6 protein-coding genes are annotated in these 17396 nt (G+C 53.2%); 2 read left to right on the top strand and 4 right to left on the bottom strand.

Features of this window, described 5'->3' with window-relative positions; genetic code table 11:
• Positions 1-169 precede the first annotated feature (169 nt).
• From D6M16_RS10180 to gltB (D6M16_RS10165), 4 genes are all read right to left on the bottom strand, one after another.
• Positions 170-1579 (bottom strand): FAD-dependent oxidoreductase, encoded by a 1410-nt coding sequence (locus D6M16_RS10180; RefSeq protein WP_120511681.1) that lies wholly within the window; start codon positions 1577-1579, stop codon positions 170-172.
• A gap of 13 nt (positions 1580-1592) precedes the next feature.
• On the bottom strand, positions 1593-6056 hold the full coding sequence (gltB, locus tag D6M16_RS10175; protein ID WP_120511680.1) for a glutamate synthase large subunit: 4464 nt from the start codon (positions 6054-6056) through the stop codon (positions 1593-1595).
• 383 nt (positions 6057-6439) lie between these two features.
• On the bottom strand, positions 6440-7912 hold the full coding sequence (locus D6M16_RS10170) for a glutamate synthase subunit beta (RefSeq protein ID WP_120511679.1): 1473 nt from the start codon (positions 7910-7912) through the stop codon (positions 6440-6442).
• Complete coding sequence (gene gltB / locus D6M16_RS10165) at positions 7905-12458, bottom strand: glutamate synthase large subunit (protein WP_162940969.1); 4554 nt, start codon at positions 12456-12458, stop codon at positions 7905-7907. Before gltB (D6M16_RS10165) ends, D6M16_RS10170 begins: the two co-directional genes overlap by 8 nt.
• A gap of 683 nt (positions 12459-13141) precedes the next feature.
• Between gltB (D6M16_RS10165) and D6M16_RS10160 the strand changes: the two genes are divergently transcribed.
• A complete protein-coding gene (locus D6M16_RS10160; protein WP_120511677.1) occupies positions 13142-14950 on the top strand; it encodes a GGDEF domain-containing protein in 1809 nt (602 codons plus the stop codon).
• Positions 14951-14990: 40 nt separating this feature from the next.
• On the top strand, positions 14991-17348 hold the full coding sequence (gene arcB, locus D6M16_RS10155) for an aerobic respiration two-component sensor histidine kinase ArcB (RefSeq protein WP_120511676.1): 2358 nt from the start codon (positions 14991-14993) through the stop codon (positions 17346-17348).
• Positions 17349-17396: the final 48 nt, after the last annotated feature.

Raw genomic sequence — 17396 nt, 5'->3', positions numbered from 1 at the left:
TGCGATTGTAACAATGCCAGACAGTGTGGGAAAGCCTAAAGAAAAGGCGGCAGAACGCCAGGGAAACTGAAAGAAAAAAGCGAGCGGGGGAGAGCCGCTCGCTTGACCAGGCCTGCTGAATAGATTCATCCACAGACCGTATTGGTATAACAGACCTGACTGGCTGGGATTACAAACCCAGGTAGCCCAGAATACCATCGGCGGCGCGACGGCCTTCATCGATGGCGGTGACCACCAGATCCGAGCCGCGTACCGCGTCACCACCGGCAAAGATTTTGCTGTTGGTGGTCTGGAAGGCATGCTCGCCGCTGGTTTGAATGCGGCCCCACTGATCCAGTGCCACATCAAAAGTGTCCAGCCAGGGCATGGCATGGGGCTGGAAACCAAAGGCCATGATCACTGCATCGGCCTCCAGCACATGCTCGCTGCCAGCAACTGGCTCAGGGCGGCGACGACCGGCTTCATCGGGCTCGCCCAGCGCGGTTTGCACCACTTTTACCCCTGTAACCTGACCGTTACCGTTAACGACCACACCCAAAGGCTGAAGGTTGAACATGAAGTTCACCCCTTCCTCGCGGGCATTTTTTACTTCACGGCGCGAACCCGGCATGTTGGCTTCATCGCGGCGGTAGGCGCAGACAACATCACTGGCACCCTGACGTATGGAGGTTCGTACGCAGTCCATCGCGGTGTCACCACCACCTAAGACCACCACGCGTTTACCTGCCATGTCGATATACTCAGGGGCATTGTCTTCCAGATTCATTACCTTATAAGTGTTGGAAATCAGGAAAGGCAGGGCATCGTAAACGCCGGTTGCGTTTTCATTTTCCAGCCCGGCACGCATGTACTTATAAGTACCGACTCCCAGGAAAACCGCATCATATTCGTTGATCAGATCCTGAAGCTGCACATCGGTGCCGACTTCTGTATTGAGGCGGAACTCCACACCCATCTCGGTAAAGATCCGGCGACGGTTGATCATCACCTCTTTTTCCAGCTTGAACGACGGGATCCCGAAGGTCAGCAGACCGCCAATTTCCGGGTAACGGTCAAACACCACAGGTTTCACCCCGTTACGGACCAGAATGTCGGCGCAGGACAGGCCGGCAGGACCGGCACCGATAATGGCGACTTTCTTGTCTGTCCATTCAACGCCGGACATGTCCGGTTTCCAGCCCATTTCGAATGCTTTGTCGGTAATGTATTTTTCGACGTTACCGATAGTCACAGCCCCGAAATCATCATTGAGCGTACAGGCACCTTCACACAGACGATCCTGAGGGCATACCCGGCCACAGACTTCCGGCAGGGTGTTGGTCTGGTGAGACAGTTCAACGGCTTCCAGAATCCGCCCTTCATTGGCCAGACTCAGCCACTGCGGGATATAGTTGTGTACCGGACACTTCCACTCACAGTAGGGGTTGCCACAGTCAAGGCAGCGATCAGACTGAGCGCTGGCTTGCTGCTGAGTAAAAGGTTCGTAGATTTCGACGAACTCAATCTTCCGGACTTCAATCGGCTTCTTCGGCGGATCGACACGTTCAACATCGATAAATTGGTAAATGTTCTGGCTCATTGGATTCCCTCCCTTATTGTGCCTGAACGCGGAGTTCAGCGGCTGAGCGGCTTTGGTGACCCAGCAGCGTGTTCACGTCTGCCGACTTCGGTTTAGCCAGGAAGAATTTCGGGATCCACTGATCAAAGTTGGCCAGAATTTCCTGTGCACGGCTTGAGCCGGTTTCTTCCAGGTGGCGGTCGATAAGACCACGCAGGTGTTCCTGATGAATCGTGAGCTCCTGCAGTGGCAGGGCCTCGATCAGTTCAGGGTTGACCCGGCCGGCGAAATCGCCGACTTCATCCAGAATATAGGCAAAGCCGCCTGTCATACCTGCGCCAAAGTTGACGCCTGTGTGGCCAAGAATCGCCACAATACCGCCTGTCATGTATTCACAGGCGTTGTCGCCAGCGCCTTCGACAACGGCAATAGTGCCTGAGTTACGTACCGCAAAGCGCTCACCGGCGCAACCGGCGGCAAACAGCTTACCGCCGGTTGCGCCGTACAGGCAGGTGTTGCCTATGATGGTGGATTCATGCGATTTGAACGCCGATCCGACAGGTGGCCGGATAGTAATCACACCACCTGTCATGCCTTTACCGACATAGTCGTTGGCATCACCGGTCAGATACAGGTTCAGGCCACCGGCATTCCATACGCCGAATGACTGACCTGCGGTACCAGACAGGTGCACATTGATAGGATTGGCTGCCATGCCCTGATTGCCGTAGCGCTGCGCGATCTCACCGGACAAGCGGGCACCGAATGAACGGTCTGTGTTGCGGATATCCAGATAGATATCGGCGCCACTCTGTGCCTCTACCGCAGGCAGGGCTTGGTCGACCAGTTTCTGGTTCAGCACACCGGTATCAAACGGTGTGTTCGGCTCGCTGCAGTACAGTGTTTTGCCTTCAACCGGCGTTGGCGCATGCAACAGCCCGCTCAGATCCAGCTTGCTCTGCTTGGCGGTAAAGCCATCGACCATTTCCAGCAGATCGGTGCGTCCGATCAGGTCGGTCAGCTTTTCAACACCCAGTTTCGCCAGCAAGGTACGTACTTCTTCACCCAGGCCAACAAAGTAGTTCATGACCTGTTCTGGCAAGCCTTTGAAGAAATCGCGGCGCAGGGTGTCGTCCTGTGTCGCGACACCGGTTGCACAGTTATTGAGATGGCAGATACGCAGGTATTTACAACCCAGTGCCACCATAGGCGCGGTACCGAAACCGAAGCTTTCCGCACCCAGAATGGCCGCTTTCACTACGTCCAGTCCGGTTTTCAGGCCGCCATCCACCTGCAGGCGGATTTTATGACGCAAGCCATTGGCCACCAGTGCCTGCTGCGTTTCCGCCAGACCCAGCTCCCACGGGCTACCGGCGTATTTCACCGACGTCAGCGGGCTGGCGCCTGTACCGCCGTCATAGCCTGAAATAGTGATCAAATCGGCATAGGCCTTAGCGACACCGGTCGCGATTGTGCCGACGCCGGGTTCAGACACCAGTTTGACCGATACCAGGGCTTTCGGGTTGACTTGTTTGAGATCGAAAATCAGCTGCGCCAAGTCCTCAATCGAGTAAATGTCATGGTGCGGCGGCGGTGAAATCAGGGTGACGCCCGGCACGGCATAACGCAGTTTGGCGATTTCAGTGGTGACTTTATGGCCGGGCAACTGGCCGCCTTCACCGGGTTTCGCCCCTTGTGCCACTTTGATTTGCAGTACATCGGCATTGACCAGATAGTGAGGGGTAACACCGAAGCGGCCGGAAGCGACTTGTTTGATCCGAGAGTTACGTTCGTTGCCGAAGCGACGTGGATCCTCGCCCCCTTCCCCTGAGTTGGAGAAACCACCGAGACGGTTCATGGCAATGGCCAGAGCTTCATGGGCCTCCGGACTCAGAGCGCCGATAGACATGGCCGCTGAGTCGAAGCGTTTGTACAGTTCGGTAGCGGCTTCTACGTTGGCCATGTCAATCGGGTTGGTTGATTCTTTCAGCTTCAGTAAGTCACGCAGCGTCGCCGCCGGACGTTCGTTCACCACTTTAGCAAAGGCGAGATAATCTTCGTACTCGCCGGATTTAACGGCTTTTTGCAGTGTGGTGACGACATCCGGGTTGTAAGCGTGGAATTCGCCGCCGTGGACAAATTTCAGCAAACCACCGTGATCAATCTGCTTACGCTTCACAAAAGCTTTACGTGACAGGTTGAACAAGTCTTGCTGGAAGTCATCAAAGTTAGCGCCTTCAATACGGCTCGACACGCCCTTAAAGCACAATTCCACCACATCAGAATGCAGACCAACGGCTTCAAACAGCTGCGAACAACGGTAAGAGGCGACTGTGGAAATCCCCATTTTCGACATGATCTTATACAGACCTTTGTCGATACCGTTACGGAAGTTCAGCATGACCTCGCGGTAGGGCTTGTTGATAGCACCGCTGTCAATCTGCTGTGCCAGTGACTCGTAAGCCAGATACGGATAAACCGCTGTGGCCCCAAAGCCCAGCAACACTGCAAACTGGTGGGGGTCACGGGCAGTGGCGGTTTCCACTATGATGTTGGCATCACAACGCAGGTTGGCGGTCACCAGACGTGCCTGCACGGCACCCACGGCCATCGCAGCCGGGATCGGCAGCTTATCGGCACTGATACCCCGGTCAGACAGCACAACCAGCACGGTTCCACCGCGCACCAGGCGTTCGACCTGATCACAAAGATCGACAAGGGCCTGCTTGAGATCTTTCTCGTTCGGATCGAAGTTAATGTCGATAATGCTGTTACGGTAGTGCTGGTTGTCCAGCCCCAACAACTGCACCATATCTGAGTACAGCAGGATAGGTGACTTGAACGCCACACGGTGAGCATGGCCGTCAGTTTCGTTAAACACGTTCATTTCACGGCCGATACAGGTTGCCAGTGACATCACGTGTTTTTCACGCAACGGATCGATAGGCGGGTTCGTGACCTGTGCGAACATCTGACGGAAATAGTCAGACACCAGACGCTCTTTGGAAGACAGCACGGCCATAGGGGCATCATCACCCATAGAGCCAGTGGCTTCCTGACCGTTTTCACCGATCACGCGCATGACCTGATCCAGCTCTTCACGGTTAACCGCAAAGAGTTTCTGGTAAGTATTGAGCTCTTCCGGCGACATTTCCCGGCTGCCGACCTGATCATCACCCATTTCTTCAAACGGTACCAGGCGGCGAACATGGGTATCGAGCCACTCTTTATAAGGGTGGCGCCCCATCAGGTCGTTATCAATGTCGGCGGAATGCCAGATTTTGCCAAGTTTGGTATCGATGACCAGCAGTTCACCAGGGCCGACCCGGCCTTTTTGCGCCACTTCATCCGGCGCGTAATCCCAGATACCCACTTCGGATGCCAGGGTGATCAGTTTATCTTTAGTAATGACAAAACGCGCAGGGCGCAGACCGTTACGGTCGAGGTTACAGGCGGCATAGCGGCCGTCTGACATTACGATACCGGCCGGGCCGTCCCACGGCTCCATGTGCATGGAGTTAAAGTCGTAGAATGCACGCAGTTTCGGATCCATGTCCGGGTGGTTTTGCCATGCCGGCGGCACCAGCATGCGCATGGCACGGAACAAGTCCATGCCACCCGCCAGGAACAGTTCCAGCATGTTATCCAGGCTGGAGGAGTCAGAACCGGTTTCGTTAACAAAGGGCGCGGCGGTTGCCAGATCAGGCAGCAGCGGGGAGGCGAACTTATACGCCCGTGCACGTGCCCACTGGCGGTTACCGGCTATGGTGTTGATTTCACCATTGTGCGCCAGATAACGGAACGGCTGAGCCAGTGGCCAGCGAGGTTGTGTATTGGTTGAAAAACGCTGGTGGAACAGACAGATAGAGGATTCCAGACGCAAGTCACCTAAGTCTTTATAAAACTTAGGCAGATCGGCTGGCATACACAGGCCTTTGTAGACGATGACCTGGGTAGACAAGCTACAGATATAGAAATCAGGATCGTCTTGGATGCGTTGCTCAATACGGCGACGGGCAATATAAAGGCGACGATCGACATCCCTTGGTTTCCAGCCAGCAGGGGCATTAATAAATACCTGAGCGATAGCCGGCAGGGAATCTTTTGCTATTGGGCCAAGGACTTGCGGATTGACCGGCACATCTCGCCAGCCAGCAATAGACAGTGTCTCTTTGCTTAATTCTTCCTGGATGATCGTGCGGGCTTTTTCAGCCAGAACAGGATCCTGGCTCAGAAACAGCATACCAACGGCGTATTCGCGGGCCAGTGCCCAGCCCAGCTCTTTGGCAACCAGCTGGTAAAAGCTGTCCGGCTTTTTCATTAACAGGCCGCAGCCATCACCGGTCTTGCCATCAGCAGCGATGCCGCCTCGGTGTGTCATACGATCCAAGGCCGATATTGCGGTACGGACCAACTTGTGGCTGGCTTCGCCTTCTGTATGGGCGATAAGACCGAAACCACAGTTATCTTTTTCCAGCTTTGGGTCATACAGTGTCATTGCAACTCTCCCTTGCGCCTGCTCCACTGAGCAGGGTTACTGCATAATTATGACAATCTCCCTGATTGTCACTCTCGCGTCCAGCGGACTTTCAAACTAACGGCAAATTACAAAAAGGTCAAATTTTCTTTAATTCTGGTCATAAATTCTGGATTATTCAAAGTCAACTATTTATCTGTATGATTTATAGTGATTTATTATTTTTTTGAAATATTTTGTTTACAATTGAAAGTGTCGGAAATGAGACTTTTTTACGCTAAAACGAACTGATTGTTATTTGAAGGCAAAGTCAGTGTTAAAAAGGATAAAACACTGATTAATTTTAAATAAAAAAGCCAGCTCCTGGGGGCTGGCTTTAAAATTTAGTATAAAATCCAGGTTGATCAGGATTCTGATAGCATAAGTGAATGGTCTTTCGCTTCTAACTTAGAATCACCCATCAGGTAAGCATCAATTTCACGGGCACATTCACGGCCTTCGTTGATGCATCGCACGACAAGTGACTGCCCGGTTCGCATATCACCCGCAGCAAATACGCCTGGCTGGTTGGTGGCAAATCCCTGAGTAGCGACATTACCGCGATCATCCAGACCGATATTGAGCTGAGCCAGCACACCCTGCGGTTCCGGATGGAGAAAACCCATTGCCAAAAAGGCCAGGTCACACGGGATGATGCGCTCAGATCCCGGAACTTCTTCGAAACCAGGGCGCTCGCCGGGTTTGGCTTCATTCCAGCGGATATCCGCAATACGCAGTGCCGTTACCTGACCGTCTTCATTGCCGATGAATTCTTTGGTCAGGATATTCCAGTGACGCTCACAACCTTCTTCATGGGAAGTAGAGGTACGCATGATCATTGGATAGGCCGGCCAAGGCTGGTTAGCCGGACGCTTCTCAGGCGGCATCGGCATGATTTCGACCTGAGTAATGCTGGCCGCACCGTGCCGGTTAGAGGTGCCCACACAGTCAGAGCCGGTATCACCGCCGCCAATCACCACAACATGTTTACCTGCAGCATGGATTTCTGCTGTTTTCAGGTCCATGTTGTTGGCGCGGCGGTTATTCTGGCTCAGAAACTCCATTGCAAAATGGACGCCTTTCAGATCACGCCCAGTAATTGGCAGGTTACGAGGCACAGTGGAACCGCCGGTCAGCAGGACCACATCGTGCTGCTTGCGCAATTCGCGGGCATCGATATCCACACCAATATGGGCATTGACGACAAATTTGATCCCCGCCTGTTCCATCATATCCAGTTTACGGTCAATCACACTCATGCTGAGTTTGAAATCCGGAATACCAAAGCGCAGCAGACCGCCTATTTTCTCGTCGCGCTCGTACACTGTGACTGTATGGCCGGCGCTGTTAAGCTGCTCTGCGGCTGCCAGGCCTGACGGACCGGAGCCGATAATCGCCACGCTTTTGCCTGTGCGGCTGCGCGGGGTCTTCGGCTTTGCGTAGCCTTCACGGTATGCTGTTTCAACAATTGTCTTCTCTATGTTGCAGATGGTGATGGGATCTTGGTTGATCCCCAGTACACATGAGCTCTCACACGGAGCAGGGCACACGCGCCCTGTGAATTCCGGGAAATTATTGGTCGAGCTCAGGATATGCCAGGCTTCTTCCCAGCTATCGCGGTACACGGCATCGTTAAACTCAGGGATGATATTGCCGATTGGGCAGCCGTTGTGACAGAAAGGCACGCCACAATCCATGCAACGTGAAGCCTGTGTGCCAATTTTGCTGCCGAACTCGTCATTCAGAACGAACTCTTTGTTGTCCTGAATACGTACTTCAGGGGCAATTTTTGACGGCAGCTCACGGCCGTGCTCGAGAAATCCGGTTGCCTTACCCATGGCTCACCTCCAATGCTTCCTTGTCCTGTGCTTCTGCCGCTGCTTTGCGTTTTTGCAGCACGGCTTTGTAGTCGCGTGGCATCACTTTGACGATGTGCTTGAGGTTTTCCTCAATGTTGCTGAGGAAGGTTTCAGCCACCGTACTGCCGGTCAGTTGCTGATGTCGGGTCAGCATGTCTTTGAGCAGCGCGACGTCTTCGCTGTCCAGCGGATCCAGATCCACCAGCTCAGGGTTGAGTTTGCTTTCAAAGTCGTTGAACTGATCCCAGACATACGCCACACCGCCGCTCATACCTGCTGCGAAGTTGCGACCTGTCTGACCGAGAATAATCGCTACGCCGCCTGTCATGTATTCGCAGCCGTGATCACCCACACCTTCAACCACCACGCGGGCACCTGAGTTACGGACACAGAAACGTTCACCGGCTTTACCACGGATGAAAGATTCACCCGATGTGGCACCGTAGAAGCAGACGTTACCGACAATAATATTATCTTCGGCAATCAAGTCAGACTTGGCATCCGGATAGAGTACCAACTGACCACCGGACAGGCCTTTGCCCCAGTAGTCATTGGCATCGCCTTCCACTTCAAAGCGCACGCCTTTTGCCAGGAAAGCCCCCAGACTCTGGCCGGCAGAGCCTTTGAACTTAACCTGCATAGGTTGCGGCAGGCCCTGATCTTTGTAGACTTTGGAGATCTCGTTCGACAGCATAGTGCCGACGCTGCGATCTATGTTGGTGATCGGGAACTCAGCATTGACCGCTTCACCGCGCTCCAGTGCAGGCTGAGCCGCAGCAATCAGCTGACGGTCAAGCACGGCATCCAGATGGTGGTTCTGGCTGCACTGGTTGTAGACACCGTCGGCCTCACGGGCCGGCTCAATGTGCAGCACTGGGCTGAGATCCAGATTTTTGTATTTCCAATGACCTATGTTGTCGCGGATTTTCAGGTGCTGCGACTGACCGACCATCTCATCGATGGTACGGAAGCCCAGCTCTGCCATGATTTCGCGCAGGCCTTCGGCCATGTACTGGAAGAAGGTCACCACGTCTTCGACACGGCCGTCGAAACGTTCACGCAAGGTCTTGTTTTGTGTGGCGATGCCAACAGGGCAGGTGTTTTTATGACACTTACGCATCATGATACAACCTTCCACCACCAGAGCCGCGGTGGCGACGCCCCATTCTTCCGCACCCAGCAGGGTGGCCACAGCCAGGTCACGCGGGGTTTTCATCTGGCCGTCACTTTGTACCACGATACGGTTGCGCAGGCCGTTTTTCAGCAGTGTCTGGTGTGTTTCTGCCAGACCCAGCTCCCACGGCAGGCCCGTATGACGAATAGAAGAAATCGGAGACGCACCGGTACCGCCGTCGAAACCGGCGATCAAAACAACGTCAGCTTTGGCTTTGGCGACACCCGAAGCTATGGTGCCGACACCGGCTTCAGACACCAGTTTGACGTTGACCCGGCTTTTACGGTTGGCGTTTTTCAGGTCATAAATCAGCTGCGCCAGATCCTCGATAGAGTAAATATCGTGGTGTGGCGGTGGCGAAATCAGGCCAACCCCTGGGGTGGAGTGTCGTGTCGCACCGATCCAGTCGTCTACTTTGTCACCCGGTAGCTGACCTCCTTCACCTGGCTTGGCACCCTGTGCCATCTTAATTTGCAGCTCATCAGCGTTGGTCAGGTAATAGGACGTCACCCCAAAGCGGCCAGACGCGACCTGCTTGATGGCAGAGCGTTCCCAGTCGCCGTTTTCTTTCTTCTCAAAACGGGCCGGGTCTTCACCACCTTCGCCTGAGTTAGACTTGGCGCCGATACGGTTCATCGCCACCGCCAGGGTAGAGTGCGCTTCATGGGAGATAGAGCCGAAGCTCATCGCACCTGTGGCAAAACGTTTGAGAATGTTTTCGGCCGGTTCGACTTGATCCAGCGGGATGCTGCGGCTGGTATCAACAGCAAACTGAAGCTGACTGCGCAGAGTGGCGGCGTGGTCACCCTGGCTGTCGACGGCGTGACAGTATTGCTTGAACTGATTGTAGTCTTTGCCACGGGTGGATTGCTGTAGCAGAGAAATCGTGGTCGGATTAAACAGGTGTTTTTCGCCACGCTGTTTCCACTGATAAACACCACCGACATCCAGCATTTGCAATGGGATATCACGCAGCGGGTAACCGATGCGGTGACGGATCAACACTTCTTTGGCAATGTCATCCAGGGTCAGACCCTGAATCCGTGACACAGTACCGGTGAAATATTTGTCGACCACAGCTTTACTGATCCCCAGTGCTTCGAAGATTTGGGCACCGTGGTAGGACTGCAGGGTCGAGATGCCCATTTTGGAGAAGATCTTCAACAGGCCGCCGTTAACGGCTTTGCGGAAATTGCTGAAGTACTTGTCAGCGCTGACGTCTTTGTCCAGCTTGTTACGTTGCTGCAGCGATACAATGGTTTCTGTCACTATGTACGGGTTGATCGCGTTGGCACCGTAGCCGATCAGGGTGGCGAAATGGTGGGTTTCGCGGGCATCGGCCGTTTCAACCACCAGATCGCACTTGGCACGCAGCCCTTTGCGGATCAAATGATGGTGTACCGCCCCGACCGCCAGCATGGCCGGAATATGGGCATGCTGCGAGTTTACTGCGCGGTCGCTGAGGATCAGGATAGAGTAGCTGTCATTGACCGCATCTTCAGCGTGCTGGCACAGATGAATCAGGGCCTGCTCCAGCTTGCCTGCTTCGTCGCTGGCCTTAAATACGATATCCAGGGTTTTGGCCTGCAGGTGGGGCTTGTCGATAGCCCGCAGTTTTTCCAGCTCGGCATCGCTCAGTACCGGCGAGTTCAGCTCCAGTTTCTGGCAGTGCGACGGGCCTTCACTCAGCAGGTTCTGATCTTCACCCAGATAGGTATTCAGTGACATCACCATACGTTCGCGGATCGGGTCGATCGGCGGGTTGGTCACCTGAGCAAACAGCTGCTTGAAGTAATGGGACAGATGCTGCGACTGATGCGACAGAATAGCCAGCGGCCAGTCCGCCCCCATCGATCCCAGTGGCTCTTTGCCGTCGCCCGCCATTGGCAGAATGATTTCGTTGACTTCTTCATTGCTGATGCCAAAAGCCTGCTGTTGATGCAGCAATTTTTCGGCGTCAGGCTGGCTGTGGCTGTAATCGGCGTCAGGCAGATCGCTAAGGTGAAGCAGGTTGTTTTTCACCCAGTCTTCATAAGGTTTGGCTGAGGCAATGCTGTCTTTGACTTCGTCGTCAGAGACGATGCGGCCTTGCTCCAGGTCTGCAACAAAAATGCGTCCGGGCTGCAAACGACCACGGAAATGGACATTCTCAGGGGCGATATTGACTACACCGGATTCTGAGGCCATGACCAGGAAATCGTCTTTGGTCACTGTGTAGCGAGACGGGCGTAGGCCATTACGGTCCAGAGTCGCACCCACTTGCACGCCGTCAGTGAAACAGACAGATGCCGGGCCATCCCAGGGCTCCATCAGGTTGGCGTGATACTGGTAGAACGCACGGCGTTTGGGATCCATGGCCGGATTTTCCTGCCAGGCTTCCGGGATCAGCATCATCAGCGCATGTGGCAGGCTACGGCCGGACAGCACCAGCAACTCCAGAGCCATATCAAAATTGGCTGAGTCCGATGCACCTTCCTGGCAGATAGGCAGCAGCATGTTCAGCTCTTCCTGGCTGAACAGATCTGACTGCAACAGCGCCTCGCGGGCTTTCATCCAGTTCAGGTTGCCGCGCACTGTGTTGATTTCACCGTTATGGGCAATGTAACGGAAAGGCTGAGCCAGACGCCATCTTGGGAAGGTGTTGGTGGAAAAACGCGAGTGAACCAGTGCCAGAGCACTGACCATGGCCGGGTTTTGCAGATCCAGGAAATATTGAGGAACCTGCTCTGTTGTGAGCTGGCCTTTGTACACCAGGGTTTTGCTGGAGAAGGCGTTAATGTAGAAATCGTCACCTATGTTGGTCACGCTTTCCAGACAGACACGAACCGTGTAGTTACGCAGGACATACAGCTTGCGCTCCAGTTCTTCCTGCGGCATATCGCTGCCGCCGGTGACGAAGGCGTGTTCAAATTGCGGCTCAGTGCTGAGCGGATCGGCACCTATCATGCTGTTATCTGTGGGCAGTACACGGTAGCCAAGCACGCTCAGGCCCAGACGCTGGGCGTTGCGGGCCAGAATGTCGCGGCACTGCTCACGTTTGTCTTCGTCTTTCGGAAACAGGATGACCCCGACGCCATACTGCTCAAAGGCTGGCAGAGTTAGGCCAATTCTCTGGCATTCCTGCAACAGGAATTCATGGGGTTTTTGCAGCAGGATACCGGCACCGTCACCACTGCAAGGGTCGCAACCCTGACCGCCCCTGTGCTCCATTCGAGCCAGCATGTCCAGTGCCTGAGTGATGACCTGGTGGGACTTACGGTTCTTGAGATGGGCAACAAAGCCGATACCACAGGCATCGTGCTCCATTTCAGGGACATAAAGCCCCTGACCATTCAACACTTGATCTGTCATAACTACATCCTTCCAGTGTAGAGCAGACGGTTCCTCCGTCTGCGGTTCCCTATTTATTTTTATATATACCTGCATGTCTTGGTCAGGCGGGCATCTTGCCCGTTACTGGCCGCAGGAGGGCTGCCTTATCTGAAGGGAGGCAGCCGGTCTCAGTCGTACGGGCTAAGCCAACACGCTAAAGACATGAAAGCCATCCTAACGGATGGCAATCTGGTTATATAATGCACACAATGAAAATATATTACAGATCTGTTGGGTGAATTACTATCACTAAATCCGACTTTAGTTGTAGTTCAGGCTAAAACTCAGGCCTGCCTAGTTAAAGTTTTGACTAAAAATTCACGATTGGCTGATGTTAGTGAATTGTTACTCATTGCTATGAGCGGAGGAGATTTTTTGATGGAATATATTCAGTTGTATTTGTGGTTATTTTATTTCAGATTGTGATTTTGGCATGATGGAATGTGATTTGGATTCCGTGCTAGCAGATTGCTCTGTCCTGATGAATGTAATCAGTGTCGAATCCTTGACGCTCAGGAGTGTCAAACATCACTTTTTGGCATATTAAAAATTCGCGACATGCAGCAGCTTCTTGCAACTGTGTTAAATTGGCGGCTGAGTATTGCAGAGCCGAGATGGCCTACACGGAACCGCCAGGGAAGACTGCGGGGAGAAGAAACAGCATGCAGAAAGTGAACATGATGGCGTTGGCTATCGTTTCCTGTACCGCTTTGCCGGTATGGGGGGTAGCTGAAGAAGGGCTGAATATGTCAGTCATTGGGATGACATTTCTGTTGGTGGTTGTTTTAACTTCACTGGCGGCCTGGTTGGTGCATCACTTGGGCAGTCTGGCCTTTCGCCGTCTCCATGCCACCATTTCCCGGCTACCCATTGCGGCGGCCATAGTTCGCAGCAAAGACGGTGAACTGTTTTATGCCAATGCCAGTTGCCGTGAACTGCTGGGGGTCAGTAAAGTGGAGAACCGCTTTTACTATCCTGAAGGTATTGGCGCGCGGATGATGGCGGATGTCCTGCGTCCCTTACAGCCGGGTACGGGGTTTGAAAACGTAGAGGAAACACTGCAACTTGGCAATTCGACCATCAGGGTGCTGATTTCCGGACAGTTGCTCAGTTATCGCTGGCAATCAGCCTGGTTATTGTTTTTTGTCGTACCAACCAGTCAGGCTAATCCTTATGTTCAGATCGAACAGCGAGTTTTCCAGCGCGTTCTGAACTCACTGTCAGAGCTGGTGTATTTTCAGGATAAGGCCGGCAATATCATTGGCACCAATACCGCCTTTGATCGTTTCTGGCGCGGTCGCCGGGAAGAAGGACTGATACAGGGCGATCCGACCGGCATCGGCGAAACGCCGGTGATCCATACCTGGACCACGGCGCCGGATGGCGCCAGCCGTTTACTGGAAACCAACAAAACCGTGATGACAGACGAAGACGGCCTGGTTATCGGTACGCTGAGTATCAGTCATGACGTTACCGACTGGCATGAGATGCAAGAAAGCCTCAAGCAGGAAATAGAGAAGCGGGAAGTCACAGAGCAGATCCTGGCTCAGCGTAACACCCTGCTCAACTCTATCCTCAATGCCAGTCAGGATCCTATCGGTCTGTATAATGAGCACGGCGTCTATGTCGGCTGTAATGAACCCTTTGCCAAAGTGCTGGGGTTCAGTGCCAAAGAGTTGATCGGCAAGACAGCCCGCAATGTGATTGACCCTGAGATGCTGCAGGAATTTTATCAGACTGACATCAAAGTGCTGAGAGACGGCCTGACCGTGAAGACGGATGCTTATGTCATTCTCGAAACCGGTGAGCCGGTCTGGTATGAAATTGTAAAATCCCCGTATCGTGATCCGACCGACGGCTCAGCCGGCGTCCTTCTGATAGCGCGGGATGTGACAGAGCGTAAACAGGCTGAGCAGCAACTGGCCGATGCCATTATGGAATTGCAGGAACTCAGCTTTGTCGACAGCCTGACAAAAGTGGCCAATCGCCGCAGTTTTGATGAACAACTGCGCAAGCTCTGGCACAGCCACATGCGTGAGCAACAGCCTCTGACATTAATTCTTTGTGATATCGACAGTTTTAAAGCTTACAACGATAATTACGGTCACCAGCAAGGGGACAATGCCTTGCAGGAAGTGGCCCAGGTGTTCGATAGCGTGATCCGCCGGGAAACAGATGAAGTCGCCCGTTATGGCGGCGAGGAATTTGCTTTTCTGTTGCCCAATACGCCCTTGGCTGGAGGGCAAACCGTGGCAGGCAAAATCCACAATAAACTGGCTGAAAAAGCCATTCCTCATGGCTTTTCAGACATCAGCGACATGCTGACAGTCAGCCTGGGTGTGGCGACCATGACACCTATGCCGAATCAGGATTATGGCGAGTTGATTGCAATGGCAGACAAAGCGCTTTACAAAGCAAAAGCAGACGGGCGGAATACGACCCGCCTGATGGCCGAATCAGATGAGTTTTAATGCTGCCTGAGGGCAGCATTTTGTTGTAGCGGGAATAACAATGAAACAAATAAAAATGTTGGCGCAGTTCTATGTCGACCTGTTGGTGAAGCTTGGCATAGTGCGCTTCAGCCTGCTGTTGGCATTAGCTCTGGTGGCATTGGCTGTAGTGGTACAGGTCGGGGTCACACTGGCTCTGCAGGGTGAAGTACTGGACATAGATATCGTCCGCTCTGTTTTTTTTGGTCTGTTGATCACCCCCTGGGCGGTTTATTTTCTGTCTGTGGTGGTGGATCAGCTTGAAGACTCACGTCAGCGGCTGTCCAAACTGGTGACCAAGCTGGAAGAAATGCGCTCACGGGATCTGACTCTGAATAAGCAGTTGAAAGATAACATTACTGAGCTGAACCAGCAGATAGAAGTCCGGATCAAGGCAGAAGAAGAGCGCCGGATTGCGATGCAGGATTTAGAGAATGAGGTGGCACAGCGGGAGAGCGCTCAGCTTGAATTGGCTGAGCAAAGTGCTTTGTTGAAGTCCTTTCTGGATGCGTCGCCGGATCTGATTTATTACCGTAACGAAAAGAACGAATTTTCTGGCTGTAACCGGGCGATGGCTGAATTAACCGGCAGAACAGAACAAGAGCTGGTCGGGCTGACTCCCTGGGATGTGTACAGTGAAGAAGTGGCGGTCAAGATAGTGGAAACCGATCAACAGGTTTTCACGCAAAATATCTCGCTGACCTATGAGCAGTGGCTGGAATACCCTGACGGCCGCAAAGCTATTTTTGAATTGCGTAAAGTGCCTTTTTACAGCCGTGATGGCCGCCGGCTTGGTCTGATGGGGTTTGGTCGCGACATTACCGAGCGCAAGCAATATCAGGAGGCCCAGGAGAAAGCCAGCCGGGATAAAACCGCGTTTATCTCTACCATCAGCCATGAATTACGGACACCGCTGAACGGGATTGTAGGACTGAGCCGGATGCTGCTGGAAGGTCCGCTTAATGAGCAGCAGCGCGGCTACATGCGTACTATCTATGTCAGCGCCATTACCCTGGGCAATATCTTCAATGACATCATCGACATGGATAAGTCGGATCGCCGTCGTCTGGAGTTGTTGCCAGCGCCGCTGGATTTTGATGCCTTTATTGAAGAGATGGGCAATATTTCCGGTCTGATGGCCGAGCAGAAGGGCCTTCGCTTCGATCTGGAACAACTGACTGATTTACCGTCCTATATTCAGGTAGACGGGACGCGGCTGCGTCAGGTGCTGTGGAACCTGATGAGTAACGCGACCAAGTTCACCAAAGAAGGCGGGGTCATTCTGTCAGTGAGCAGTGAACTGCTGGACAATCAGCAGGCGGAAATCACCTTTGAGATTGAAGATAGCGGAATAGGCATTCCTGAGTCTGAACTGGATAAAGTGTTTGCCATGTATTATCAGGTCAAACAGGGGCAGGACAATTTGCATGCCGTCGGTACCGGGATTGGTCTGGCAGTATCGCGCCAGCTGGTGAATATGATGGGCGGGGACATTGAGGTCAGCTCCGAGGTCGGCGAAGGCAGTACGTTCACTGTGACAATCTGTGTTCCTGTGCTTGAGCAGATTGTTGAAGATGAAGAACTACCGGTACCAGCCCAGCGCTCATTGCGCATTTTCATGGTGGAAGATATCGAGTTGAATATCACGGTCGCTAAGGCATTGCTGGAAGGGCTGGGACATCAGGTGACGGTGGCGATGCGTGGTGATGAAGCACTGGAAATGTTTACACCGGGTCAGTACGACTTGGTGCTGCTGGATATCCAGTTACCGGATATGACAGGTTTTGAAATTGCCAAAGTGCTGCGGGCACGCTATCGCCAACTGCCGCCACTGGTGGCGCTGACGGCCAATGTCATTAAAGACAAGCACGAATATCTCGAACAGGGCATGGATGATGCCATCAGCAAGCCGCTCAGCGTCAAGGCGATTAATACTGTGATTCAGGCCTTGATACACCAGGGTGCCGGCCAGACAGAGGATCAGGAGGCTGTGTTACCTGACGAAAACAGTCTGAGTGAGGATACGCTGAGTAAACTGCTGGATTTGGAGATGCTGGATTCTTATGTCGATATTGTCGGTGCTCAACCTGTGTATGATTCTCTGGCTATGTTCGAAAAAATGATGCCTGAGTATCTGGCGATTCTTGATTCGAATATGACGGCGAAAGACAAGGAAGGTATTAAATTTGAAGCGCACAAGATCAAGGGAGCCGCGGGTTCTATCGGCCTGAAGCGTATTCAGCAGGTGGCTCAGAAAGCACAGTCGCCGGAATTGCCGGCCTGGTGGGAAAATATCGAAGACTGGGTCGATGAAATAAAAACGAGTTATCAGGCCGATCTGCAGGTGCTGAAAACCTGGCTGGCCAGTAAAGAGAGCTGAACAGGCTGATAGTAAACCATTAAAAAAGCGTCGCAGTGGCGACGCTTT

Origin of the sequence: Photobacterium salinisoli (assembly GCF_003614885.1) — a bacterium.
Lineage (GTDB): Bacteria > Pseudomonadota > Gammaproteobacteria > Enterobacterales > Vibrionaceae > Photobacterium > Photobacterium salinisoli.
Note: the sequence above shows the minus strand (reverse complement) of the source record. Positions and strands in the feature narration are given on the sequence as shown.

Excerpts from the sequence above, each read along its gene's own strand:
- D6M16_RS10170 (WP_120511679.1), bottom strand. The coding sequence starts at position 7,912 with ATGGGTAAGGCAACCGGATTTCTCGAGCACGGCCGTGAGCTGCCGTCA.
- D6M16_RS10180 (WP_120511681.1), bottom strand. The coding sequence starts at position 1,579 with ATGAGCCAGAACATTTACCAATTTATCGATGTTGAACGTGTCGATCCG.
- D6M16_RS10160 (WP_120511677.1), top strand. The coding sequence starts at position 13,142 with ATGCAGAAAGTGAACATGATGGCGTTGGCTATCGTTTCCTGTACCGCT.
- gltB (WP_120511680.1), bottom strand. The coding sequence starts at position 6,056 with ATGACACTGTATGACCCAAAGCTGGAAAAAGATAACTGTGGTTTCGGT.
- arcB (WP_120511676.1), top strand. The coding sequence starts at position 14,991 with ATGAAACAAATAAAAATGTTGGCGCAGTTCTATGTCGACCTGTTGGTG.
- gltB (WP_162940969.1), bottom strand. The coding sequence starts at position 12,458 with ATGACAGATCAAGTGTTGAATGGTCAGGGGCTTTATGTCCCTGAAATG.